We start from the raw sequence: 22,331 nt of genomic DNA, 5'->3' as shown, positions 1-22,331 counted from the left end.
GGGACACCGCGACCCGCGCGTCACGGCGTCCTCCGCGGATCACCTCAGGTCGAACTCGCCCGCGTGCACCCCGGCGAGGAACGCGCCCCACTCCTCACCGCTGAAGTAGAGGACCGGCCCCTCGGGGTCCTTGGAGTCGCGAACCGCGACCACGTTCTCGCCCAGCGCGACCTCCACGCAGCCGCCGCCGTTGTCACTGAAGGTCGCCTTGAACCATGCGGCGCGCTGCGACCGGCTTTCCTTGGCAGTACCCATTATTTCTCTCCTGTTCGTCCGGGGAGCCTTGTGCCGCCCGCTGTCCGGTCGGCCTGGGTATCGGCTCGGTGCCGCGCCGTTGGTCAGCCATAGGAATTCTATGAACGCCGTTAGTCATATCCAATACACGTAGTACGAAGGAGTGGACCGATGCAGTTTCGATTGTTGAACGGCGTGGAGGCTTACCGGGACGGTGTGCGGGTTTATGTCGGTGACCGAAAACAACGTTTGATGCTGGCTTTGCTCCTGCTCGCCGGGACCCGGCCGGTCACCATGGAGGAGCTGATCGACAAGATCTGGGGCGCGGAGCCGATAAACAGCGCACGCAAGGTCATCCAGCACTATGCGAGTGACCTGCGCGCCCATTTGGGACATTCCGCCGGGCCGAAATTGGGCGACATGCTGCCCAAGTACCAGGGCGGCTACCGGCTGCTGGCCGACCGGAACCAGGTCGACGTCTACCGCTTCCGCGATCTGGTGAACGAGGCGCGGCCGCTGATCGTGCGTGACGACGCGCAGGCCGTACCGATCCTGCGCGACGCCCTTCGTCAGTGGGGCACCCGCGGCCTGCGGCCCGGCGAGCCGCTCAGCGGCCTGACCGGCCAGTCGGCGGCGAACGCCCGTGCCAAGCTGCAGGCGGAGCACCGAGCCGCGGTGATCGACTGCCTGGAGGCCGAACTGCGGCTCGGGCACCATGCGCTGCTCGTCCCCGAGATCCTCGACCTGGCCAGCGCCGGGCCGCCCGACGAGCAGCTGACCGGCCTGCTCATGCTGGCCTGCCACCGCGCCGGCCGACCGGCCGAGGCCCTGGGCGCGTTCGCCGCCCTGCGGAATCGGCTGGCCGAGGAGGTCGGGGCCGATCCGGGCGCGGACATCGAGCGCCTGCACCAGCGCATCCTCAGCCAGGACCCGGCGCTCGATGATCCGGCCGGATTCGCTTCCTCCAGAGCAGAGGTGCGAGCACCCGGCGAGGCCGGGAAGAGCGCCGTCCGCCGCGTGGCCGAAGCCGCCAGGAAGGGCGACGCGAAGCATGGGGATAATCCGTAACGGAACTAATTGCTAAACTGGACGGCATGACTGCCATGGCCCCTTCCCGCACCGCGCCGGACCTGTCGTACCTGCTGGATCACACCGGCCACATCCTGAGGACGCGGATGGCGGCGGCGCTGGCGGAGATCGGGCTGACGGCGCGGATGCACTGCGTGCTCGTGCACGCCCTGGAAGAGGAGCGCACGCAGATCCAGCTCGCCGAGCTCGGTGACATGGACAAGACCACGATGGTGGTCACCGTCGACGCCCTGGAGAAGGCGGGCCTCGCCGAGCGCCGCCCGTCCACCACGGACCGGCGGGCCCGGATCATCGCCGTCACCGAGAAGGGGGCGGAGGTTGCCAAGCAGAGCCAGACGATCGTCGATGGCGTGCATCGGGCGGCCCTGGCCTCACTGCCAGAGGACGAGGCCGAGGTGCTGCTGCGGGCCATGAATCGGCTGGTCACGGGGCATCTGGCCACTCCCGCCGAGGCGCCGCAAGGGGTTCGAAGGGCTCGACAGAAGGGCTAAGAAGGTCCGAGACATATAGTCTGCAACGGAACTATCTGTTATGGTTCCTCTTGTTCGCCCTTTGAGCAGGAGATGGCCATGTCATATACCGCACCTTCCCCCCAACCATCGCGCTGGCCGGCACTCATGGTGTTGTCCGCCGCGATGCTGATGACGGTCCTGGACGGCAGCATCGTGACCGTCGCGATGCCGGCCATGCAACGGGATCTGGGCTTCTCGCCCGCCGGGCTCAGCTGGATCGTCAACGCGTACGGAATCGCCTTCGGCGGACTGCTGCTCCTGGCCGGCCGGCTGGGTGATCTCATCGGCCGTAAAACCATGTTCCTGGCCGGAAACGCGGTCTTCACCGCCGCGTCGCTGCTGGCCGGCGCGGCGACCGGGCCCGGCCTGCTGATCGCCGCCCGGTTCCTGCAGGGCGTGGGCAGCGCGATGGCCTCCGCGGTCGTCCTCGGCATCCTGGTGACGCTGTTCACCGAGCCCGCCGAACGCGGCAAGGCGATCGGCATCTTCAGCTTCACCGGCGCCGCCGGCGCCTCGATCGGCCAGGTTCTGGGCGGGGTCATCACCGACGCGCTCAGCTGGCACTGGATCTTCTTCATCAACCTGCCGATCGGCCTGGCCACCATCGCGCTGGCGATCCGGGCGCTGCCCGGCGACCGCGGCGCCGGACTCGCCGCCGGGGCCGACGTCATCGGCGCCGTACTGGTCACCAGCGGCCTGATGCTGGGCATCTACACGGTAGTCAAGATCGAGGAGTACGGCTGGCTCGCCGCGCACACCCTCGGCCTCAGCGCGGTATCCCTCGCCCTGCTCGCCGCCTTCGTCATCCGTCAGGCGACCGCCAGAACCCCGCTGATGCCCCTGCGGATCTTCCGTTCGCGTACCGTCTCCGGTGCCAACCTGGTCCAGATGCTGGCGCTGTCGGCCATGTTCGCCTTCCAGATCCTCGTGGCGCTCTACATGCAGAAGGTCCTCGGCTACAGCGCGCTCGGCACCGGCCTGGCGATGCTGCCCGCGGCGGTGGCCATCGGCGCCGTGTCGCTGTTCGTCTCCGCCCGGCTCAACACCCGCTTCGGCGTCCGCCCCGTCCTGCTGGCCGGCCTGGCGCTCCTGCTGGCGGCGATGGGCTGGCTCACTCGCGTCCCGGTGACCGCCAACTACGTCACCGACCTGCTCCCGGTCATGCTGCTCATCGCGGGCGGCGGCCTGGTCCTGCCGGCGCTGACCACGCTCGGCATGTCCGGCGCCAAGGCCGACGACGCGGGCCTGGCCTCCGGGCTGTTCAACACCACGCAGCAGGTCGGCATGGCGATCGGCGTCGCGGTCCTGTCCACGCTGGCCGCCTCCCGTACCGAGGATCTGCTGTCCGCCGGGCAGAGCCAGGCGGTCGCGCTGACCGGCGGCTATCACGTGGCCTTCACCATCTCCGCCGCGCTGCTCGTGGCCGCCTTCATCGTCGCGCTGACCGTGCTGCGCCGGCCCGAACGGGACACCACGGCCACCGCCCAGGACCCGGCTGTGCGCACCTCGGCCTGACTTTTCACGACAACGGCCGGGCCGGTCCCGGCCGTTGCCGGCGAAACTCCGTTGCGACGATCAAGGCGGTTCACCAAGAATGACGGCGATGAGCGCAACCAAGATGCACGCCGACGAGATCGAGACCGACGTCGCCCTCGTGCGCCGCCTGCTCGCCGGGCAGTTCCCGCGCTGGGCCGGCCTGCCGATCGCTCCCGTCGCCTCGTACGGCACCGACCACCACATCTACCGGCTCGGTGACCACTTGGTCGCTCGGCTCCCGCGCATCGAGTGGGCCACCAAGCAGGCGGCGAAGGAGGCGGAGTGGCTGCCGAGGCTCGCGCCGCACCTGCCCCTCGCGCTTCCCGTGCAGCTGGCCATGGGGCGTCCGGCCGAGGGCTATCCCTACGACTGGTCCGTGTACGAGTGGCTGCCCGGCGCGAACGCCAACGGCACGATCGACGACCTGGACCAGGCGGCCGTCGATCTCGCGGCGTTCGTGACCGCGCTCCGTCAGTTCCCCACGGCCGGTGCGCCGCCGCGCTCCCCGCACAGCCGGGGCGGCCCGCTCGCGGAGAGCGACGCATCCGTTCGTCAGGCGATCGCCCAGCTCGGCGACCGGATCGACGGCGACGCCGCGCTCCGCTCGTGGCAGGAGTCGCTCGACGCCCCGGCCTGGGACTGCCCGGAGGTCTGGCTGCACGGCGATCTGCTCCCGGGCAACCTGCTCGTCGTCGACGGCCGCCTGTCGGCGGTCATCGACTTCGGCGGCCTCAACGTGGGCGACCCCGCCTGCGACCTCCAGCCCGCGTGGAACGTCTTCGCGGGTGACAGCCGCCGGCGATTCCGGCGCGAACTCGACGTGGACGACGCCTCCTGGCTACGCGGCCGCGGCTGGGCGCTCGCCCAGGCGGTGATGGCGTTGCCGTACTACTGGGAGACCAATCCCGGCATGATCCGCCAGGCCTCACACGCGCTGGCGCAGGTCCTCGCCGACAGCTAGTCCCGGGGAAGCAGGGTCCCGAGCGGTCCGAGGTCGATATTGAGGTCAGAGGGCGACAGACCGAACTTGTCGCACATTTCGGTCATCGCCTCTTCCAGCCGCATCAAGGTCACGCCCAGTGCCTCGATCTGTTCGTCCGACAGGTCCCCTTGCTCCATCCGGCGCACACACTGACGCTCCACGAGTTGGCGTACGAGCTCGACAAGGGTGAGCACCAGGCGTGACAGGTCGCGCTCCACCGCCTCGGCGTCGGTCTCGATGCGCAGCCGTCGCGACGGCACCTTCCGCACCGAGGAAGCCTTCTCGAGGTCACTCCTCATCGGTGCTCCGGACCGACATGATCAGTGCGCGTACGGAGATGCGCACCAGGTCGATGTCCGCGATGGACAGGACGAGGTCCCCGCTCACGACCACCCCACCCGCCAGAAGCCGGTCGAGGAGGTCCACGAGCGCCACGCGCTCGGGCGGCAGCCGGTCCTCCCGGGCGAGCACGGCGCCTCGGGGCTCGTCAAGCGTCATCGCCCGTCCCCCCTTCCAGCCTTTCCGGTGCCTCGGCGAAGGCGGCGAAGGAGTACGGTGCCCATGGACCGGTGAGCTCCACGTCGATTCCCTCGCCCCGCAGCCCGTCGACGACCCGCGCGAACTCCGCGCCGCGGTCGAGATCGACCAGGTAGGCGCCATTGAGCACCATCCACTCGGCACGACCGGACAGCTGCGGGTCCTGGGGACGATGCCGCTGGCTGGCGACCGCCACGGACTTGAGGGCGTCATGGATGTGCTCCCCACGCGCGGCGGCCTGGCGCCAGCTCTCCTCACGACTGCGCAGGCTCGCCTGCCGTTTCTTGAGGTACGCCAGTCCCGGCCTGGTCGCGCTCTCCTCCCCCGCTTCGGCGGGCGGCGGCGCGGCCGGATCGACGTACGCTTTCACCCCCCACTCCTGCCGGTCGGCGATCCGCCCGAGCGTCTCGGCGAAATCGTCATGCCGCCGGTCCAGGAGATCCCGGATCTGATCTTCACCGCTGTAGACCGTGACAAGGCGGACCGGAGCCGTCGGCGTCGTCCGGGCCACCGCCTCCACCACGCGATGGTGCGCCCGAGCGGTCTCGCCCAGCCAGTCCAGGTCTTCCATGGACCGCCGCAGCGGCTCTTCCCCGAACCGGTCCAGCGGGACCGTGCTCACGTACGCGACGAGTCCGGCATGCGTGATCGCGCGCACCCGCTCGCCGGCCACACCCTTCAGGTCTTCGGGAAGCGTGGAACCCTCGTCGCGGGTGACCGCGTACAGGTAAGTGCCCGCGTTATTCATCACACTCGTCATTCATCTCGCTCGTCCACTTCAGCTGTTCGCTCGTCGACGGACTCGACCTCCGCGGTCGGCCCGCGCGGCAGTGCGGCGCCCTCCTCGGCCGCGGCGAGCCGTCGTCGGAGCCTGCGGTTCTCCTCGCGCAGCTCCCGGTCCTGCCCTTTGAGCCACGGATCGTGCTCCCACCAGTCGATCCCCATCTCCCTGGCGGTGTCGACCGAGGCGATGATCAACCGGAGCTTGATGGTCAGCAGCTCGATGTCCAGGAGGTTCACGCGGATGTCTCCCGCGATCACGATGCCTCGGTCGAGAACCCGTTCCAGGATGTCGCCGAGGTTGGCCGGCTCGTGGCCGGAGGGCCGCCCGGCAGGCAGGCCGGACTGACGCATCACGGAGCCCGGTTCGGTCATCGCGAACCGCCCTCCGCGCTGGTGCCGCTGCCCCGCCGGTATCGCTGGATCCGCCGGTAGGACAGCAGGTTGCCCTCCGGATCCAACTCGGCCTCGTAGAGCGCGAGGATGTCACCGGAAGAGGGAATGCGGTGATCTTCCAAGACCTCCACGTTCACCACCCAGCCGCGCTCGACCGGCTTCACCATCGTGATGCCTTCCGGCTCCCCCGAGACCAGGTCGGCGATGTGGTCCAAACCGGCTTCGCCGACGTCCGCCACCGACAGGCCGCGTGGGCGGCGTTTCTGACGTGGTTCCGTCCGTCTCTCGTCGGGTTCCTCCTGTGAGCGTCTTGCCGCCTGGCTGCCGGCCGCCCGCTCTTCGCGGACACTGCGCCTGACAGGCATGCGATCACCCCTCCTCTTCCTCACCTGCCGGCGCGACGGTCTCAACCTGGCCGGGCACCACCTGGCCGGGCTTGCCCATCATCGATTCGAGCGTCTGCTTCATCGCCCGCGCCTCTTCCTCCTCGGAGATCAGGCCGGCGGCCCTGGCCTGCTCGATCTCCTCCAGGCGGCGCCGGACCACCGCCGGGTCATGCGTCTGCCGCTCCACCTGCTCCTGGATCAGCTCGCCGAGCCGGATCACCCCTTTGACCGGCGCGAGCGGCAAGCCGAAGATGAGGCTGATCAGTCCCACCCGTCATCACTCCTGTGTCCGCGCCGTGATGAAGTCGTACGGTGCCAGCGGGCCCAATATGCGCATCTCCACCCGTTCGGACCATCTTTCGGCGAACTCGTTCACCACCCGCTCCAGCTCGTCCTGCCGGTCCGTCTCCATGAGCACGGCAACGTGCACCGCGTCCTGTTCGTGAGACGGCTCCCGGATGACGGTGAGGGTGGCGAGCGGGCCCACCTCCTCGGCCACCGCCTGCGTGTCGGCTTCGCGTTTGGCCACGACCGCCTGGTTGATCAGCTCCCCGAGCCGGATCCGGGCGTTCCGCGTCAGATCCTCCGGTTGTCCCTGGATCTGCTCACGCAGCTGCGCGGCCTCCGGGATCTCGCTCAGTACCTCACGGAACAGCGTTTGATCGACGTAGCGTCCTTTGATGACGTACTCGGCCCGTCCCTCCAGCTCGTCCAGCGCGCTGCGGAACTCATCGTGGTGCGGCGTCAGCAGTTCCTCGACGACGGCTTCCTCGTTGGTCATCACCGAGCCGAAGCGGAGCGGGATGACGGGCACCTCGGCGGCGGTGGCATCGAGCAAGGCCCCATGCCGGAACAGGTCGTCGGGGGTGCCGAGCGGGCGGTCGAGCGTGACGTCGCTCACCAGAGCGGCGATCTCGCCATGCCGTACCAGCCGGATCTCCGAAGTCTCATCCCCTACGCCCCGCGCGTCGCTGGACACCTCGACGTCCTCGGGCACGAGACCGTAGATGTAGACGCCGGCGGTCTTGGTGACCTGCTCAGGAACATCCTGACCGGCGGCATTCGCGGCTTCCGCAGACTGCGCCATCTCAGCGCTCCTCTCGCTCTTGCCGCCGGCTGCGCGTCTCTTGTTTCTCGCCGCGCTCGCCGACGAAGTCGCTCAGCTTCTCCCCTGCCGCTTCCAAGACTCCTTGGGTGACGTTCTTGCCCTTGCCCTGCGTCACGTTCTGCATGATCTCGGGCAGCCCTTGTCCTCCGGACTCCGCGAGGTCCAGCCGGTTCACGGCCTCGGCGTAGCGCAGGTAGGTGTCCACGCTGGCCACCACGATGCGCGCATCGATCGTCAGAACCTCGATGCCGACGAGTGAGACCCGGACATAGGCGTCGATGACGAGCCCTTTGTCGAGGATCGTGTCGATGACGTCGGCCAGGCCCGATGGAGACGGACCACCGGATATTCCGCCTGTCGCGGGTTGCACGGTCATTGTTTCTCCCTCGGTCTTCTGGGACACCGCCCCCCGGTCTCTGGGGACGCCGTCCCCGCCGGTCTTTGCGGCCGCCGCCCCGTGTCACGTCGTCCGGGAACCGGCCCTGCGCCGAACCGGCCGCGACTGTGGCTCCTGGGCGCGCCCCCGCCTCCGGGAGGCCGCGCGAGGCGGCTCCTCTTCCTCTTCTTCTTCCTCTTCCTCCGGTTCCTCCTCTTCCTCCTCCTCAGGCTCTTCCTCTTCCTCCTCCTCTTCCTCTAGCTCGTCCTCTGGCAGTTCCTCGCCCTCTTCTCCCTCTTCTTCCTCTTCCTCCGGCTCTTCTTCCGGCCGTTCCTCTTCCGCTCGTTCCTCTTCCGCTCGTTCCTCTTCCGGCCGTTCCTCTTCCGGCCGTTCCTCTTCCTCCTCCTGCGCGGCCTGCTCCTCCTGGGAAGCGGTCTCGTGGTCCTTGACGACTTCGCCGTCGTGGATCACGCCGCGCCACCCATCAGAGGCCACCTCGTCGGGGTGCAGCATGGCCTGCGTCATGACATGCCGCCTGAAGTGCTTGAACTCCAGCCGTACGCGCCTGCCCTGCGCACGCCACATGTTGCCGACGTGCTCCACCAGCCCCTTCGGGTGATATTCGAGTACGAGCAGGACCCGGGTCAGGTTGGGAGTTACGGCGTGGAAGGTCACAGCGCCGTCGACGTAGCCCTTGGGTCCCTTGGACCGCCAGATGATCCGCTCATCGGGCACCTGCTCGACGATGTGCGACTCCCAGCTGCGATGAGACCAGAAGATCTGCGTCTTCCACGACAGCTTCTCGTCGCTCTCGTTCTCTACGTGCTCCACCTTCTTCATGAAGGTCGGGAAGTCCTGGAACTGTGTCCACTGGTTGTAGACCACCCGTACGGGAGCGCCGACGTCGATCGATTCGACGATGTTGATGAAGCGCAGCTTCTTGGTCCCCTTGGTCATGCCGCTGAACAGGCCCTTGATGGCCCCCTTGATCGCACCACCGATCATCGAACGTTTGACGGACTTGCCGCCGGAATCATCCGATCCGGTGAGCGCGCTGAACAGACCGCCGACCCCGCTGCCTGCCGAGGGATCAGCGAGCCGACCCGCCACGTCCTCGACCTTGTCGCTCACGGATCGCAGCGCTCGCTCGATGAAGGCCTGCGCGAGGTTTTTGAGCTCCTGGGTGAGCGCCTCTGTCGGCAGGGCACCCGCGACCTTCTTGACGTCTGTCGGCAGGGCGTCCGTGACCTTCTTGATGGGCCCCGCCTTCGATACCTGAGCCATCAAGCTCGCCTCCGTGTCCTGGTGACCGGCCGCGTGGCGCGTGCGGGCTCGGCCTTGGGCTTCCTTCTCCGTGCCGGCTTGGGCGGTTCCTCCTCAGGCGCTTCTTCCTCTTCTTCCTCCTCGTAGCCCTCTTCGTAGTCCTCTTCGTCTTCGTCCGTGTCCTCAGGCGTGCCCGGATGGCGCAGGCCCTCGGCCCGCTCGTGCAGCCTCGTGGTCAGCGATTCGATCTGCCTGCTCGTCATGGCCACGGCTGCCGCCTTGCCGACGTCCATCAGCTCGCCACGCAGGCGGTCGGTGATCTTGTCCATCTCGGGCGACGAACCGAGCATCTTGATTCCCTGCGACAGCAGGCCGCCTCCCTGACCGCGCAGCCGGCTGAGCACTCCGGCCAAGGCCAGCGTGGTCGCCCAACGCAGCTTGTGGCGTCGGCCGAGGTAGTAGCCCGCGGCGATGGCCAGCCCCATCTGAACTTTGTCTTTCATGACCAGCGCTCCTTGCCTTCACGCTCGCCTGGAACAACCGGTCTCCACCTGCCCCATAAAAAAGACAAACAAACACATGACCGGAGAAAACGGACATTCGAGGCAGATTGCGTGAGGGTGGGGATCCAGAGGCCCGCAGGGGCCGAGCAAGGAGCGCGATACGCGCTTCGTACAGATATAGTCAATAATTCGCCTTTTACAGCGATTTGCGCGCTTCCTGCACGCCTAGAGAACCCGCTCCGCTCCCCTCCGGCAGACCGTTCAGGCCCGCTCAGCGGAAGTCGTCGGCGTGGTCGATGGCCCAGTCCCGGAACGTACGCGCCGGAGTTCCGGTGATCTCTTCCACGGTGGAGGTGATCAATGCTGAGCGAGGTCGCGTTTCGGCGCTGGCCAGCAGGGCTTCTACCAGGGCCGGCGGCCTGCCGTCCGCGAGCATCCGCTGCCGGGCGATCTCCACGGGCACCTTCTCGAAGCACAACGGACGGCCGATCGCCTCCCCGATGGCGTGCACCTGCTCGGTCCTGGTCACCACCTGCGGACCGGTCAGCACGTACGTCGCGTCGGCATGCCCGTCCTCGATCAGCACACGTACCGCCACGGCGGCGATGTCGCGCGGATCGATCACCGCGGTGGCGGCGATGTCAGGGCCACGGACGACCCCCGCACCACGGATCTGCTCGGCCCACCCGCGAGTGTTGGAAGCGATCGTGTTCGACCGCAGGATGGTCCGCCGCAGGCCGGACCTCTCGATCAGGCCCTCCATGTCGGCGTGGAGCTGGTTGATCGGGTCGGTCTGCCGCTCGGCCTCGTCGTCCACCCCCGACGAGGAGAGGTAGACGACGCGGCGGGCACGACCCTCGACCGCGTCGAGGACGGCGGAGGCCCCTTCCGTGGTGAGGAAGGGCCAGATCAGGAACACCGTCTCGACCTCGGCCAGCGCCCCCTCCAGCGTGCCCGGCCTGGACAGGTCACCTTCGACCGCCTCGACCCCCTCGGGGAGCCGAGCCTGCTGAGCGTCTCTCACGAGCGCTCGCACAGGGGCGCCGGCGGACACAAGCTGGGCGATGACCTGCCGTCCGACGTTGCCGGCGGCGCCGGTCACAAGAATCCTGGACATGATCCGGTCAGCCTGTCCATATACGGAAATATTCCGACTCGATGGGTGAGCCCAGGAGTCGGTGGTGCCTCGCTCGCGATGGCCGCCCCGCCCCAGTTCCCCGGCTGTTTTGTCGGATCGGGCTGCGAGACTCCGCGCATGCGTGATCACGTACGGTCGCTGCTCGTCCAAGGAGCACTACGCGAGCAGCGTTTCGACCTCCCCGCCGGAGTGTCCAGTGTGACCTTCGACAGGGCGCTCCTGGTGAGCGTGGACTTCTCCGGGATCCACTTCGCTTCCTTCAGCGTCCATGGCAGCCGGTTCGACGGCTGCGACTTCTCCGGCACCGCCTTCGTACAACTGTCGATGGGGGCCACCCGCGGGCGCGGGTGGTGGAACCGTGCCCGCTGGCCGCAGTCGGTCTTCCGTGACTGCGTGTTCCGCCGCACCCGATTCGCGCCGTACACCTCCTTCGGCAACGTCCGGTTTGAGAGGTGCGTGTTCGACGGGTCCCGGCTGAGGGACCAGACGTCCACGTCCGAAGCCGAGTTCGTCGACTGCGTCTTCCTCGGCCGCGTGCGGAATGTCACCTTCTGGGGCCGTCCGACCCACGACCAGGCGGCACTGGGCAGGGACCGCAATGACTTCATCGGCAACGACTTCACCGGCGCGGAGCTCGACGATGTCGCCTTCCGGCACATCGACCTGCGGGCCCAGCGCTTTCCCGGCCTGCCCGGCTACGCGCTCCTCGACCGGATCAGCGCACGGGTGGAGGCGGCGCTGCCCTTGGTCGAACGCTGGCCGGACCCACGCCACCGGAACCAGGCCCGCTTCAGTCTGGAGTTCCTCGCGGAGAGGGCACTCGAGGACAACGACGACCACGCGCTGGTGAACCCTTCGAAGCTGGGCCGGAAACTGCCGCCCGCGCTCCGCGAGGAGCTGTTCGCGGCGCTCAGAAGCACGACCAGCGATATATCCCCTGGTTGAGCCGTACCGCCTCGCGAGCCAGGTCCCGCAGGCCCGTGACGCGTTCGATCTCGAACTCGTCGAGCAGTTCCTCCTCGGCGTACTCGCGCAGCCGCGCGTCATCCACGGCGGCGAGCGCGGCGGTGGTCTCGGGCGCCGCCAGCTCCACGCCCGCCGACTCACCGTCGTCGACGACAACCTTGCTGTCACCGAACTCGCTGAGGTCACGTCCGCTCAGCTCGGCGGCCAGCGTGTCGAGCTCGTCGAGCCAGCCCTTGCAGTCGACGTACGGCAGATTCAAGGCGGCCGGCCCACCGGACAGGGCCAGCCGGGCGGACTGCTCGGAGTCCACCGTGAAGTAATCGACGAAAACCCCCATGGTGCGCGCCTACCGATCATTGCCTGTATCGGGCGCTCAGAGGACGTCCCAGTCGAGCTCGCCGTCGACCGCCTTGGGTTTCCAGTAGCCGATGGAGCCGCCTTTCTCCATGGCGTCGGCGGTGGTCTTCAGCAGGGCGTAGAACGAGCGGATTCGGATGCCTCCCGGCGTGAAGTCCATGGTGCCCTCGTGATCGGTGCCCCCGATGTCCTTCCGCGCCGAGTCGATCACCAGGTGGTCGCCCATTCCGTCAGCGCCGACAGGGAGCATTCGCCCGTCCCACCATTCCGATCGTGGATCGGAGAATCCCCCATCACCTTGCTCCTCACCGTCGATGTCGCACAGCTCTCGCCACGTGTCACGCATTTCCCGGACGCTCAAGTTCGAGTTGCCCAGGAAACCGAAGGCCCAGGTGTCCTCGAGGAAGACGGCCCCATCGTGCCGCAGCAGCGAGGCCCGCAGATCGTCGGGGAATCGCACACCCATATACGCCTCCGCGGCCGCGATGGAATCCGCGTCTCCCTTCTTGCCGAGCGTGCGATAACTCCGGGGGGCGTTGGTCTTCAGCCAGTCCTCGATGCGCTGCCACTGCCGGTCCACTGCCCGCTTCACCTTCGCGTCGAGTTTCCGTACGCGCGGGGCGGTGCCCACGGGCCGGCAGTCCGCGTCCAGACGGACCTGCGCTTCTCCACTTTCTGCCGGCTGCTGATACTCGGACGCGTCAACGCCGCCCGGACCATACTCCTGCTCGTTTCCGTACTCCTGCTCGTTTCCGGCGAACAAGCAGTCCGTACGGCTATCCGAGGTGCTCTCAAGGCATGGCCCGAACTCAACCTCAGATGGGGGCGGGTGCCCGGGGAAGGCCACGGATTCAAGGGCTTGAGTACCGAGAGCCAGCACGAGAATCGCGAGTCCGGCGATGCCCCAACGAGTCAGGCGGCGGCGGGTGGCGTCGTCCAGGGGCTCCCTCGGTTCGCCGCCTTCGAAGAATCTGGTGAACTCGGCGCGGTCGAAGAGGGAGGGCTTTTCGGCGCCGTAACGCTGGAGATCCTCGGCAGTGGGAGTGCCGAGGATCGGAGCCGGCGGCCACTGCGATTTCTCGGTCCTGGCCGGAATCGAAGGGGGATCGGAAGCCACCTCCTCCTGCTGGACCGGGCGTCGTCGAGAGCGAGCGATCACCACGATCGCCGCTGCCGCTATGGCCGCCAAAAGCGCGAGCCATAGCCCGCGGGATGTGATCAATCGCCGCACGTCCGGCAGAGTACCGGAATTGATCTACGTGGCTATCAATGCCGGACAATTCCGGACCGAGCCGCTCGCGATCACTCTGCCGACGACCACGCTCCGAGGGCGGGCGTACACAGCCGGGCACGCGTCAATAAGATCACTGCTGTTGCGATGATCCGGCGATCGGGAGCCTCGATGAGTGATCCTGGCGGCTTCGGCCCCCTGATGGAGGACGAGCACGAGGCGATCGGTCCGTACCGGATCGTCGGCCGGATGGGCGCCGGTGGCATGGGCGTGGTCTATGCGGGGATCGCGGACGACGGCTCCCGGGTCGCGGTCAAGGTCATCCATCCGGGGTTAGCGGCTGATCCGCAGTTTCTCGCCCGCTTCGTCCGCGAGGTCGATCTCCTGTCCCGGGTACAGGGGCGCTGCACGGTCTCGGTGCTGGCCGCCGACACCGCCGCGATGCCGCCCTGGCTGGCCACCGAGTTCGTCCCTGGGCCGACCGTCAGCACGTACGTACAGGACAACGCCCCACTCCCGCCGGACGAGTTGCTCTCGTTCGGCGTGGACATCGCCGAGGCGCTCACCGACATCCACCGTGCCGGCATCGTGCACCGCGACCTCAAACCCGGGAACGTGATCCTCTCCGCCTCCGGCGCGAAGGTCCTGGACTTCGGCATCGCCCGGGCCCTCGACGAGAGCGGGCTCACGGGCACCGGCGCGCTGATCGGCTCGCCCGGCTGGATCAGCCCTGAGCAGTACCGGGGCGACCAGGCGGACGCCGCCGCCGACGTCTTCGCCTGGGGCGCGCTGATGGCGTACGCCTCGACGGGGCGCCCGCCGTTCGGCACCGGAGCCCCCGATGTCCTCGCCTATCGCGTCATGAGCGTCGATCCGGACCTGTCCGGGGTGCCCGCGCGGGTCCGCGACCTGGTACGGAGCGCGCTCGCCAAGGACAGGACGGCCCGGCCCGCGTCGGACGAGCTGCTCGCCCAGGTCACCGCGCTCAGGGCGGGCACGACCCCCATGCCGCCCACACTCACGGCGGGCACCACCCCGATGCCGCCCCCACCCAAGTCGGGCACGATCGTCATGCCGCCGCCGGTATCACCACCTGCCAATCGCGTGCCGTTGTGGCCGGCCGCCGCCGTCCTGGCGACGATCGTGGCCATCGGCGCGCTGGTCTGGGTGGGTTCGGAGGGGATACCGGAGGCACTCCGGAGCCTGAGCGACCCTCCCACGTCCACGCCCGCGGAGAACCTGACGCCGGACACGAGCGCGACCCCGACCCCGAGGAGACGACGGAGACCCCGACGCCGACTCCGACTCCGACTCCCGAGGAGACGACCAGCACGAGGGAGACTCCTGAGGAGACGGAGACCCCTGAGGAAACGCCCGCCACAAGGGAGAAGGCGAGCGCGTCCCCCAGCGCACGCCGCTCGGCCACCGGCGTGCCGTGCGCGTCCGCGAGCTCGATCCTCCGGCAGGCCGCCGCGCTGAACGGCGGCCTGCCGCAGGACGCCAGGGTCGCCCGCAAGCGGTGCGTGGGCTACTGGGTCGCGGCCGAGCTCGACTCCCCCAGCGTCGGCGGCATCGACCTGATCGCGAAGCGGAACGCGAGCCGATTCCTCAACGCCGAGATCGGCAGTGACTTCTGCTCACTGGAGAACGAGTCGGCACTCCTCAAGAGCGCGCCGAGCGCCATCAGAGCCTTCCTCTGCCCCAACGGCTTCGGCTGATCGCCTCCGCCTGAGACCCGTCACCTGCCTCGCCCCTCGCCCCGAAGGAGATCAGGTTGCACCCCGCGCTCGTACGAAGGATGGGAAGGGCCGCTTGATCGCGCGCCCCAGCGCCCGAGTCGTCCTCATCGACGCCGCCGATCGGCTCCTGCTGTTCTCCAGCCGTAACCGGCTCGACGGCACCCTTCGCTGGTACGCCCCCGGCGGCGGTCTCCAACCCGGTGAGACCCATAAGGACGCGGCACTGCGCGAGCTGTACGAGGAGACTGGGTTGACGGGCGTGCGCCTGGGCCCGGAGGTGTGGCGCGGACGCCCCTGGACCATGGATCGAGACGGCGTCACCTACGAGGTACGGCAGCGCTACTACCTGGCCCGCGTCCCCGCCTTCGAGATCGACACCACCCGGATGGAGGACTTCGAAAGGACGAGCATCACCGGCCACCGCTGGTGGACGGCACAAGAGCTGACCGAGACCACCGACCTCCTGCGACCCGCCGGGCTACCGCACCTGCTGACCGCTCTTCTCGCCGACGGCCCGCCCCGCCACCCGGTCCTCGTCGATGGCTGACAGGGTCTTCCACATCACCGGTCCCACACGCCCAGCGCGCCCGGTCGCCACAGCTCCATGACCCTGTGCATCGTCAGCCACGCCGACGTACGGCTGACGAGATCGCCGAGCACTACGACCAGGTCCCAGGACGCTGAAGCGTCAGGTCGTAAGCGAGTACGTGGCGGAGATGGTGCCGGTCTTGTAGACCCGCGAGGCGATGAGCGTGCAGGGCAGCCGCCCACCCTCGTCCCCGAACAGCTTCCTGCCCTCGCCCACGACGATCGGGTCGATCAGCAGCCGCAGCTCGTCGAGCAGGCCGGCCCGCAGCAGGGCTTGGACCAGGGTGACGCTTCCGGTGATCACGATGTCCTTGCCGTCCTGCCGCTTGAGCCGCGCGACCTCCTCGGAGACGTCACCAGAGGCCGGCGTGGAGTTGCGCCACTCGGTCGCGGCCAACGTGGCGGAGAAGACGATCTTGTGGATGCCGTTCATCAGGTCCGCCAGGCCGCCGCTCACCCCTGGCCAGAAGCCGGCGTGCTCCTGGTACGTGTGCCGGCCCAGCAGCATGGTGTCCGCCGCCGCCAGACCGGCCTGGATGTCCTGCTCCATCTCCTCGCTGTGGTACGGGCCGTGCCACTGGTCCGGCGAGGCGACGACGCCGTCCAGCGACGAGAACAACTCTGCGACGATCTTCCTCATGGAAAGCTCCTTCGGGGGTGGCGGGTGGTGAGGAGGAATACCAGGGCGGTCACGGCCACGCCGACGAGGCCGACGAGGTTGTAGGCGTCAGTGAAGGCGGCCCGTACAGCCCCCAGGAGATGCGGGTCTCCGTGGGCGCCGGCGATGCCGTCGACGATGCTGACGGCGGCCGGCGAGTCCGGCAGGTTCAGCCGGGCGCGGTAGACGACGGTGCCCAGGGAGCCCAGGACCGTCAGGCCGACCGCGATGCCGAGCTCGTTGCTGACCTGGGCCAGCGCCGCTCCCGCTCCGGCGCGTTGGGGCGGGGTGGTGCTGATGACGCGGTCCATGAGCAGCGGGAAGGCGGCTCCGACGCCGAAGGCGGCCAGCGCGGCTCCGGCCGCCGCCAGGGGGCGGCCGATCCAGGTGACGGGCAGGACGGCGTACAGGATGAAGCCGAGCATCATGATCAGCAGCATCGGCCCCACGATCGTGCGATGGCCGAAGGCGCGGTGGAGCCAGGGGCCCAGGTTGGAGGCGGCGATCATGAGGATGATCTGCGGAAGTGTCCACCAGGCGGCGGCGAGCGGCGTCAGGCCCTGCACGTCTTGCAGGTAGAGGTTGAAGAACAGGGAGCTGCCGCCCATGACCAGCGAGGTGAGGAACAGGGCGGCCAGCGTACGGCCGACTGCCGGGGTGCGGATCAGGGCCAGGTCGAGCAGCGGGTCGTCCAGCCGCCGTTGCCGCCGGACGAACAGGACGGTCAGCACGACGCCGACCGCGAAGGTGAGCCAGGCCGAGGCGTCGGCGCCGTCGTTGACCCAGGCCTTGAGCGCGTAGACGATCGCTAGGACGGCCGCCAGGCTCTGCAGGGTGCTGATGAGGTCGACGCGGGGCGCCTGGTCGGAGCGGGTCTCGGGGAGCACCCGTGGTGCGACGACCATGGTGATCGCCATGACCGGCACGCTGATCAAGAACACCGAGCCCCACCAGAAGTGGGCGAGCAGCAGCCCGCCGACGAACGGGGCCACCGCCATGCCGGTGAGGAACACCGTCATGTACGCGCCCATCGCCTGCACCCGTGATTTCTCCTCGGTGAACAGCACCCCGATGAGCGACATCGACGCGGGCATGATGGCCGACCCGGCCACGCCCATGACGGCCCGGGCGAGGATGACCAGCAGCGGGGTGGCGGCGAAGGCGCCGACGGCGGAGGCCAGCGCGAAGATCGCCGCGCAGACGAGGATCATCTTCCGGCGGCCGATCCGGTCGCCGACGGCGCCCATGGCGAGCATGGATCCGGCCACCAGGAAGTTGTAGCTGTCAGTGATCCACAGCAGTTCGGCGGCGCTGGGCCGCAGGTCGCGCGCTATGGACGGCAGGGCAGCGCCCATCACGGAGATGTCGATGGCCACCAGCAGGGTGGGCAGCGCCAGGACGGTCAGCGCCCTCAGCCGGCGTTCATCGCGGATTGTGGAGGGGGCGACGTTCATAGTCATCTGGAACCCGCTTCGTGGCTCTCGGTGTGCCGGGCGTCCGGAGTCGTCGTTGAGCGATGGCCGCGCAGCTCCGCGTCCAGGGACTTCAGTACGTTCCTCATGTGCTGCTCGAACTGGGCGGTGTCCTCGGGGGCGAAGAAGGCGACCTGCTCGGTTTGGACGAGCCTGGTGCCCGGCCCGTCCCGGACGAACTCGACCGTGGCCAGGGAGACCAGGCTGCGTACCTGGTCGAGCAGCACGTCGTAGCTGTAGACGATGCGTTTGCTCGGCACGATGTCGAGATAACGTGCCTCGATCGTGTGCGCGGGGCCGCTCACCGGGGTGCCGTGATACCGCTCCAGCCCACCGACCCGGAAGTCCACGTCGAGCCGCGGATTCCACTCGGCGGGACCGCTGGACCAGCGCGCCTTGACGAGCGGGTCGGCCCAGGCCGAGAACACCTCGGCCGGTGGAAGGTCATAGACGTGCTCGGCCACGAAGGTGGCGTGTTCGATCATGAGAGCCTCTCGGTAGAAGGCGCTGTCGTCCTCGGACACCGGCAACCTTGGCCCGCCCGGCCATGCCGGGACATCCGTGGAGATCACCTGACCACTACGAGGTCGGCACTGATTCGCTACGGAAGAGACACGGAGGCCACAATGGACGCATGGTGCCGGGCAAACCGCGGGAGGTCTCGCCCCGCGAGGCCGAGGTGCTGGCGGGGGTGGCCGAGCATCTGACGAACGCGCAGATCGCCCACCGGCTGCGGGTCTCGGTACGCACCGTGGAAAGTCACGTCTCCTCGCTGCTGCGCAAGTACGGCTTGAGCAGCCGTACCGCCCTGGCGGCCATGACCCGGCATCAGCCATCGCCCTCGGCCAAGCCGGGGCGCATCGAGGGCATCCCGGTCAGTCACACCTCCTTCATCGGACGCCGTCAGGAACGGCAGGAGGCGCTGGCGGCGCTGGCACACGCCACACCGGTCTGCCTGGTGGGGCCCGGCGGCGTCGGCAAGACGCGGCTGGGCGCCGTGGTGGCGCAGGCGGCCTCGACGTCGTTCCCCGCCGGTGGGGCGTTCGTCGATCTCGCCCCGATCGGTGAGGGGTACGTCCTGCGCGCCGTGGCCGACGCGCTGGGCCTGGCCGAACGTCCGCCCCAGCCGCTGGAGCAGGCGGTCACCGAGCGGGTCGCGCTGGGACGATCGCTGCTGGTGCTCGACAACTGCGAGCACCTGCTGGACGAGGTCAGCGATCTGGTGGAAAGACTGCGCTCGGCCTGTCCCCAGGCCGGCATCTTGATCGCCGGCAGGGAGCGGCCGGGGCTCGCCGGCGAGCGGGTCATCACGGTGCCGCCGCTGGCGGAAGAGGCGGCGGCGCTGTTTCTGGATCGGGCGCGCGCCATCGACCCGGCGTTCGCCGCCGAGCCCTCGGCGATCGCCGAGGTGTGCGCCCGGCTCGACGGGCTGCCGTTGGCGATCGAGCTGGCCGCCTCACGCGTGCCCGCACTCGGCATCGACGCCCTGCGCGTAGGGCTGCAGGACCGGCTGCGGCTGCTGTCCGGCGCGCGTGGCCGGCCGCCACGCCACCGCTCGCTGCGTGCGGTCATCGGCTGGAGCTACGACCTGCTGGACGATGAGGAACGCGCGCTGCTGCGTCGCCTCGCGGTGTTCATCGGCGGGTTCAACCTGGCGGCGGCCACGGCGATCATGCCGGACACGCCGCCCAGCGCGATAGCCGACGTCATAGGCAGGCTGACGGACAAGAGCCTGGTCGGAGCGGGGGGCGGCGGCTGCTGGCGGTTGCTGGAGACCATCAGAGTTTTCGCCGCCGACCAACTCGAAGACCGTGGCGAGAGGGAAGAGACGCTCCAGCTCCGGCTGCGTTGGGCGGCAGGCACCGCGGCGACGCTGGAATCACGGCTCGACGGCGGTTGGCGGCCACAGTTCGATCTGGTCGCCGATGATCTGCGGGCCACGCTCGCCGACACGGCCACCGCACCGGACCGGCAGGCGCATCAGCTGGCCAGGTCGCTGGCGCACCTGACGTTCGCGCGGCGCTTCCACCGCGAGGCGATCGGCCATTACCTGGCCGCCGCCGACCGGGCCGGCGACGCCGCGGACCGCCATCAGGACCTCCTGCGCGCGGCCGCCACGGCCGTCTCGATCGCCGACGGCCCGCTGGCCTTCCGCCTGCTGATGCGGGCCGCCGACCAGGCCGAACACGGCGGCCCGCAGGCCGCCACGCTCGCCGCCGCCCTCATGGTCGCCCACCGCTACCGGGGCGCGGACGATCGCGACTCGATGTCCGTGTCGGCGCTGCTCGACAAGGCGAGCGCCGACCCCGCCGACTCGCGCACCGCGGCGCTCGTGGCGACCGCGCGGGCCTGGGATCAGGGCGGCCTGGAGCTCGCCGGCTCCGCCGTCGACGCCGCTCGCGCGTGCGGCGACACCATCGTCCTGCTGGGCGCGCTGGACGTGCTCACCCGGGCGTACGCGCGGGCCGGCCGGTTACGCACCGTTCAGCGGATCTGCCAGGAGCGGCTCACGCTCATCGAGCACCTGCCGGCGCACGAGCCGGCCGCGGCGGCCGAGATCGTCGACACCTTCCACTCCGCGGCGCGTGCCGAGCTGTGTGTCGGCGACCTGCCGGCCGCACTCGCCGTCGCCGACCGCGCGCAGCGCGAAGACCCCATCGGCGAGCACCCCTACCTGTCCATCCCCAAGACCATCAGGCCGCTCGCGCTGAGTGGTCGTTTCCCGGAGGTCTTCCGGCAGGCGCCCGCCATGTGGGATGCCTGGCATCAGGCGGGCAGCCCGCGCAGCGCCTGGATGTCGACCGCGGTCTCCGCCGTGGCGCTGGCCCATGGGCTGGCGGGCAGCGGCGAGTTCGACCTGTGGCGCTCGCGCGCGCTGGAGATGGCCAGGGCGGCGGACGCGGCCTCCGCACCGGTCCTGGCGCCGTTCGCCGCCTTCGTCGAGGCCAGGGTCGCCCTCCACACCGGCGCCCACGACCGGGCCGCCACGCTGGTCGAGCACGCCTTCGCCCCCTTCGCCGTACGCTGGTACGAGGCCTATGCCCGCGCCGCCGGCGCCGAGCTGGCCGTGGTCGCGGGCTTGCCGGATGCCGCCGACCGGCTTGCCGCCGCCCTGCCGTACGCGGAGCAGAACGCCTGGGCCGCAGCCACCCTGGCCCGTACCCGCGCGATCTTCTACGGCGATCGTGCCGCGCTGGCGGAGGCGATCGAACGGTGGACCTCGATCGACGCCCGATTCGAGCGCGCCTGCACCCTGCGGCTGCTGCCCGGCCGGGAACAGGAGGCGAGCGCCGAACTCCGGGCGATCGGCTTATAGGTGGTCGATCGCCGGATCCGCGAGCCGTGGGCTGACATCGGGAAACGAGCCGTCCCCGAACAGCACGCGCGCCGCCAAAGCACGACCGGCACGGCCACGTAGCAGGGCCACCACCGCCTCTGCCGCAGCGGGAGATCGGATGCCGGCGAACCCGCGGCGCAGCAACAGGCGACCTCGGAAGCGGGCCCGCAACGCGCCCCCGTCGTACCGGCTCAAGATGCGTTGATCGCCGGTACGCAGGTACCCGGCGGCGACCGCCGCGGCCCATTCGGACATGCGTAGACAGGGGTCCAACCCGCCGGCCGTCAGCGGCGACACCGCGCCCGCCGCGTCTCCGACGAGCAGCCCGGCGGGGCACGCCAGCCGTCGCAGCACACCACCGACCGGGATCGGACCGCCTCGACGCTCGACCGGACCGGTCGGCGCCGCACGGCCGGGCGCGTCCGCGGCGAAGGCGTCCAGCAGGTGGCGGATGCCGGTGCGCATCGCGGCCGGATATCCCGCGACGCCCACATGCGCGTGCTGACCGTCGTCGATGACCCACCCCAGGTACCCCGGAGCGACCCGGGGGTCCAGGACGCAGTGAAATGCCGGATCGGTCGTGCCAGGCGCGATCGGGTGGACGATCTCGGCACCGAGCAGGGAGCGCCGGTTGACATCCAGGCCGAGATCACGGGCCACCCGGGAGCGGGCGCCGTCCGCGCCGACGATGAACCGGGTCGTCACCGGGTCCGCACCTGCTAACCGCACAAAACCCCTCGATGCGCCGACATACCGTACCCCCAGGAGGACCCGCGCCCCGGCCGACTCCGCCGCGCGGCGCGCGTGCTCGTAGACGGCCGCCATGTCGGCCACGCGGTACTCGTCGCGGTCACTGGTGAGCCGGATCGGTGACCGCCGCGACGGCGGATACAGCAGCACGTCCCGGACGCCGGGCCCGAGCAGCTGGTCCGGCAGGTCGAAGTCATCGAGGGTGCGTCGTACGAAGATGCCCGTCGTACGGATGCCCGTTGACAGCGACCTGCGGCGGTCGACCACCATCACCTTCAGTTCCCGTCGCGCGAGCGAGCGGGCTGTGCGCAGCCCGGCCAGCCCCGCACCCACGACCAGTACATCGACGGTCCGCATACCTGCGACGGTAGGCGCGGTGCCTCACCCATACGC

The 22,331-nt window shown here is 69.3% G+C and carries 27 protein-coding genes; 9 read left to right on the top strand and 18 right to left on the bottom strand.

The genetic code is table 11. From position 1 onward, the window contains the following. Positions 1–39: 39 nt before the first annotated feature. Positions 40–255: a DUF397 domain-containing protein gene (locus tag LDL49_RS31325; RefSeq protein WP_225296257.1), complete on the bottom strand. Its 216-nt coding sequence runs from the start codon at positions 253–255 to the stop codon at positions 40–42. A 231-nt stretch (positions 256–486) separates the two neighbouring features. Between LDL49_RS31325 and LDL49_RS31320 the strand changes: the two genes are divergently transcribed. The 4 genes from LDL49_RS31320 to LDL49_RS31305 all read left to right on the top strand — a co-directional run bounded on the left by LDL49_RS31320 (position 487) and on the right by LDL49_RS31305 (position 4,332). Next, a complete protein-coding gene (locus tag LDL49_RS31320) occupies positions 487–1,302 on the top strand; it encodes an AfsR/SARP family transcriptional regulator (RefSeq protein WP_225296255.1) in 816 nt (271 codons plus the stop codon). A gap of 26 nt (positions 1,303–1,328) precedes the next feature. Then, positions 1,329–1,814 (top strand): MarR family winged helix-turn-helix transcriptional regulator, encoded by a 486-nt coding sequence (locus LDL49_RS31315; RefSeq protein ID WP_225296253.1) that lies wholly within the window; start codon positions 1,329–1,331, stop codon positions 1,812–1,814. Between the two features lie 72 nt (positions 1,815–1,886). Beyond that, on the top strand, positions 1,887–3,350 hold the full coding sequence (locus LDL49_RS31310; protein WP_308016216.1) for a DHA2 family efflux MFS transporter permease subunit: 1,464 nt from the start codon (positions 1,887–1,889) through the stop codon (positions 3,348–3,350). A gap of 88 nt (positions 3,351–3,438) precedes the next feature. Next, complete coding sequence (locus LDL49_RS31305; RefSeq protein WP_225296249.1) at positions 3,439–4,332, top strand: aminoglycoside phosphotransferase family protein; 894 nt, start codon at positions 3,439–3,441, stop codon at positions 4,330–4,332. Here LDL49_RS31305 and LDL49_RS31300 read toward each other — a convergent pair. The 11 genes from LDL49_RS31300 to LDL49_RS31250 form a co-directional block, all read right to left on the bottom strand. After that, on the bottom strand, positions 4,329–4,652 hold the full coding sequence (locus tag LDL49_RS31300) for a gas vesicle protein K (RefSeq protein ID WP_225296246.1): 324 nt from the start codon (positions 4,650–4,652) through the stop codon (positions 4,329–4,331). The two genes, LDL49_RS31305 and LDL49_RS31300, sit on opposite strands and share 4 nt — an antisense overlap. Beyond that, on the bottom strand, positions 4,642–4,851 hold the full coding sequence (locus LDL49_RS31295) for a gas vesicle protein (RefSeq protein WP_225296244.1): 210 nt from the start codon (positions 4,849–4,851) through the stop codon (positions 4,642–4,644). Before LDL49_RS31295 ends, LDL49_RS31300 begins: the two co-directional genes overlap by 11 nt. Then, entirely contained in the window at positions 4,841–5,638 is a 798-nt protein-coding gene (locus LDL49_RS31290) for a GvpL/GvpF family gas vesicle protein (protein ID WP_225296242.1), read from the bottom strand. Before LDL49_RS31290 ends, LDL49_RS31295 begins: the two co-directional genes overlap by 11 nt. Before the next feature lie 8 nt (positions 5,639–5,646). Beyond that, the gene (gene gvpJ / locus LDL49_RS31285; RefSeq protein ID WP_443689893.1) at positions 5,647–6,045 is read right to left on the bottom strand and encodes a gas vesicle protein GvpJ; all 399 of its coding nucleotides are present in this window, start codon (positions 6,043–6,045) and stop codon (positions 5,647–5,649) included. After that, positions 6,042–6,431 carry a gas vesicle protein GvpO gene (gvpO, locus tag LDL49_RS31280; RefSeq protein WP_225296240.1) on the bottom strand — a complete coding sequence of 130 codons (390 nt, stop codon included), beginning with the start codon at positions 6,429–6,431 and terminating at the stop codon, positions 6,042–6,044. The genes gvpJ (LDL49_RS31285) and gvpO overlap by 4 nt, the downstream gene beginning before the upstream one ends. Positions 6,432–6,435: 4 nt before the next feature. Then, the gene (locus LDL49_RS31275) at positions 6,436–6,723 is read right to left on the bottom strand and encodes a gas vesicle protein GvpG (RefSeq protein WP_225296237.1); all 288 of its coding nucleotides are present in this window, start codon (positions 6,721–6,723) and stop codon (positions 6,436–6,438) included. A gap of 6 nt (positions 6,724–6,729) precedes the next feature. Continuing rightward, positions 6,730–7,539 carry a GvpL/GvpF family gas vesicle protein gene (locus LDL49_RS31270; RefSeq protein WP_225296235.1) on the bottom strand — a complete coding sequence of 270 codons (810 nt, stop codon included), beginning with the start codon at positions 7,537–7,539 and terminating at the stop codon, positions 6,730–6,732. A 1-nt stretch (position 7,540) separates the two neighbouring features. Beyond that, positions 7,541–7,936, bottom strand: a complete 396-nt coding sequence (gene gvpJ, locus LDL49_RS31265; RefSeq protein WP_225296233.1) for a gas vesicle protein GvpJ — start codon at positions 7,934–7,936, stop codon at positions 7,541–7,543. An 84-nt stretch (positions 7,937–8,020) separates the two neighbouring features. Beyond that, positions 8,021–9,220: an SRPBCC family protein gene (locus tag LDL49_RS31260; RefSeq protein WP_225296231.1), complete on the bottom strand. Its 1,200-nt coding sequence runs from the start codon at positions 9,218–9,220 to the stop codon at positions 8,021–8,023. Next, positions 9,220–9,702, bottom strand: a complete 483-nt coding sequence (locus tag LDL49_RS31255; RefSeq protein ID WP_225296229.1) for a hypothetical protein — start codon at positions 9,700–9,702, stop codon at positions 9,220–9,222. The genes LDL49_RS31260 and LDL49_RS31255 overlap by 1 nt, the downstream gene beginning before the upstream one ends. A 271-nt stretch (positions 9,703–9,973) precedes the next feature. Further along, positions 9,974–10,819, bottom strand: coding sequence for an NAD(P)H-binding protein (locus LDL49_RS31250; protein ID WP_225296227.1), 846 nt, complete (start codon positions 10,817–10,819; stop codon positions 9,974–9,976). 138 nt (positions 10,820–10,957) lie between these two features. On the opposite strand from LDL49_RS31250, the gene LDL49_RS31245 reads away from it, so the two are divergent. Further along, positions 10,958–11,785 (top strand): pentapeptide repeat-containing protein, encoded by an 828-nt coding sequence (locus tag LDL49_RS31245; protein WP_225296224.1) that lies wholly within the window; start codon positions 10,958–10,960, stop codon positions 11,783–11,785. On the opposite strand, the gene LDL49_RS31240 is transcribed toward LDL49_RS31245, so the two are convergent. Both LDL49_RS31240 and LDL49_RS31235 read right to left on the bottom strand, forming a co-directional pair. Further along, positions 11,751–12,143 (bottom strand): hypothetical protein, encoded by a 393-nt coding sequence (locus LDL49_RS31240; protein WP_225296222.1) that lies wholly within the window; start codon positions 12,141–12,143, stop codon positions 11,751–11,753. The genes LDL49_RS31245 and LDL49_RS31240 overlap by 35 nt on opposite strands. Positions 12,144–12,179: 36 nt before the next feature. Continuing rightward, positions 12,180–13,394 carry an SMI1/KNR4 family protein gene (locus LDL49_RS31235; protein ID WP_225296220.1) on the bottom strand — a complete coding sequence of 405 codons (1,215 nt, stop codon included), beginning with the start codon at positions 13,392–13,394 and terminating at the stop codon, positions 12,180–12,182. Between the two features lie 171 nt (positions 13,395–13,565). Here LDL49_RS31235 and LDL49_RS31230 point away from each other — a divergent pair, with 171 nt between their 5' ends. The 3 genes from LDL49_RS31230 to LDL49_RS31220 all read left to right on the top strand — a co-directional run bounded on the left by LDL49_RS31230 (position 13,566) and on the right by LDL49_RS31220 (position 15,680). Next, on the top strand, positions 13,566–14,873 hold the full coding sequence (locus LDL49_RS31230) for a serine/threonine-protein kinase (RefSeq protein WP_225296218.1): 1,308 nt from the start codon (positions 13,566–13,568) through the stop codon (positions 14,871–14,873). Next, complete coding sequence (locus LDL49_RS31225) at positions 14,825–15,112, top strand: hypothetical protein (protein ID WP_225296216.1); 288 nt, start codon at positions 14,825–14,827, stop codon at positions 15,110–15,112. The genes LDL49_RS31230 and LDL49_RS31225 overlap by 49 nt, the downstream gene beginning before the upstream one ends. A gap of 94 nt (positions 15,113–15,206) precedes the next feature. Continuing rightward, positions 15,207–15,680, top strand: coding sequence for an NUDIX hydrolase (locus LDL49_RS31220; RefSeq protein WP_225296214.1), 474 nt, complete (start codon positions 15,207–15,209; stop codon positions 15,678–15,680). Between the two features lie 141 nt (positions 15,681–15,821). Here LDL49_RS31220 and LDL49_RS31215 read toward each other — a convergent pair whose 3' ends face one another. From LDL49_RS31215 to LDL49_RS31205, 3 genes are read right to left on the bottom strand one after another with little or no spacing between them, the layout of a single operon-like run. Then, positions 15,822–16,361 carry a dihydrofolate reductase family protein gene (locus tag LDL49_RS31215; protein ID WP_225296213.1) on the bottom strand — a complete coding sequence of 180 codons (540 nt, stop codon included), beginning with the start codon at positions 16,359–16,361 and terminating at the stop codon, positions 15,822–15,824. Beyond that, the gene (locus LDL49_RS31210; RefSeq protein ID WP_225296210.1) at positions 16,358–17,839 is read right to left on the bottom strand and encodes an MFS transporter; all 1,482 of its coding nucleotides are present in this window, start codon (positions 17,837–17,839) and stop codon (positions 16,358–16,360) included. The genes LDL49_RS31215 and LDL49_RS31210 overlap by 4 nt, the downstream gene beginning before the upstream one ends. Continuing rightward, the gene (locus LDL49_RS31205) at positions 17,836–18,375 is read right to left on the bottom strand and encodes an SRPBCC domain-containing protein (protein WP_225296208.1); all 540 of its coding nucleotides are present in this window, start codon (positions 18,373–18,375) and stop codon (positions 17,836–17,838) included. The genes LDL49_RS31210 and LDL49_RS31205 overlap by 4 nt, the downstream gene beginning before the upstream one ends. A gap of 110 nt (positions 18,376–18,485) precedes the next feature. Between LDL49_RS31205 and LDL49_RS31200 the strand changes: the two genes are divergently transcribed. After that, on the top strand, positions 18,486–21,167 hold the full coding sequence (locus tag LDL49_RS31200; protein ID WP_225296206.1) for an ATP-binding protein: 2,682 nt from the start codon (positions 18,486–18,488) through the stop codon (positions 21,165–21,167). Here LDL49_RS31200 and LDL49_RS31195 read toward each other — a convergent pair. Then, positions 21,162–22,295, bottom strand: a complete 1,134-nt coding sequence (locus LDL49_RS31195) for an FAD-dependent oxidoreductase (protein ID WP_225296204.1) — start codon at positions 22,293–22,295, stop codon at positions 21,162–21,164. The two genes, LDL49_RS31200 and LDL49_RS31195, sit on opposite strands and share 6 nt — an antisense overlap. Between the last annotated feature and the right edge of the window lie 36 nt (positions 22,296–22,331).

The organism is Nonomuraea aurantiaca (assembly GCF_020215705.1).
Classification (GTDB): domain Bacteria; phylum Actinomycetota; class Actinomycetes; order Streptosporangiales; family Streptosporangiaceae; genus Nonomuraea; species Nonomuraea aurantiaca.
The sequence above is the reverse complement of the archived record's forward strand: the minus strand, read 5'-3'. Positions and strand labels throughout refer to the sequence as shown.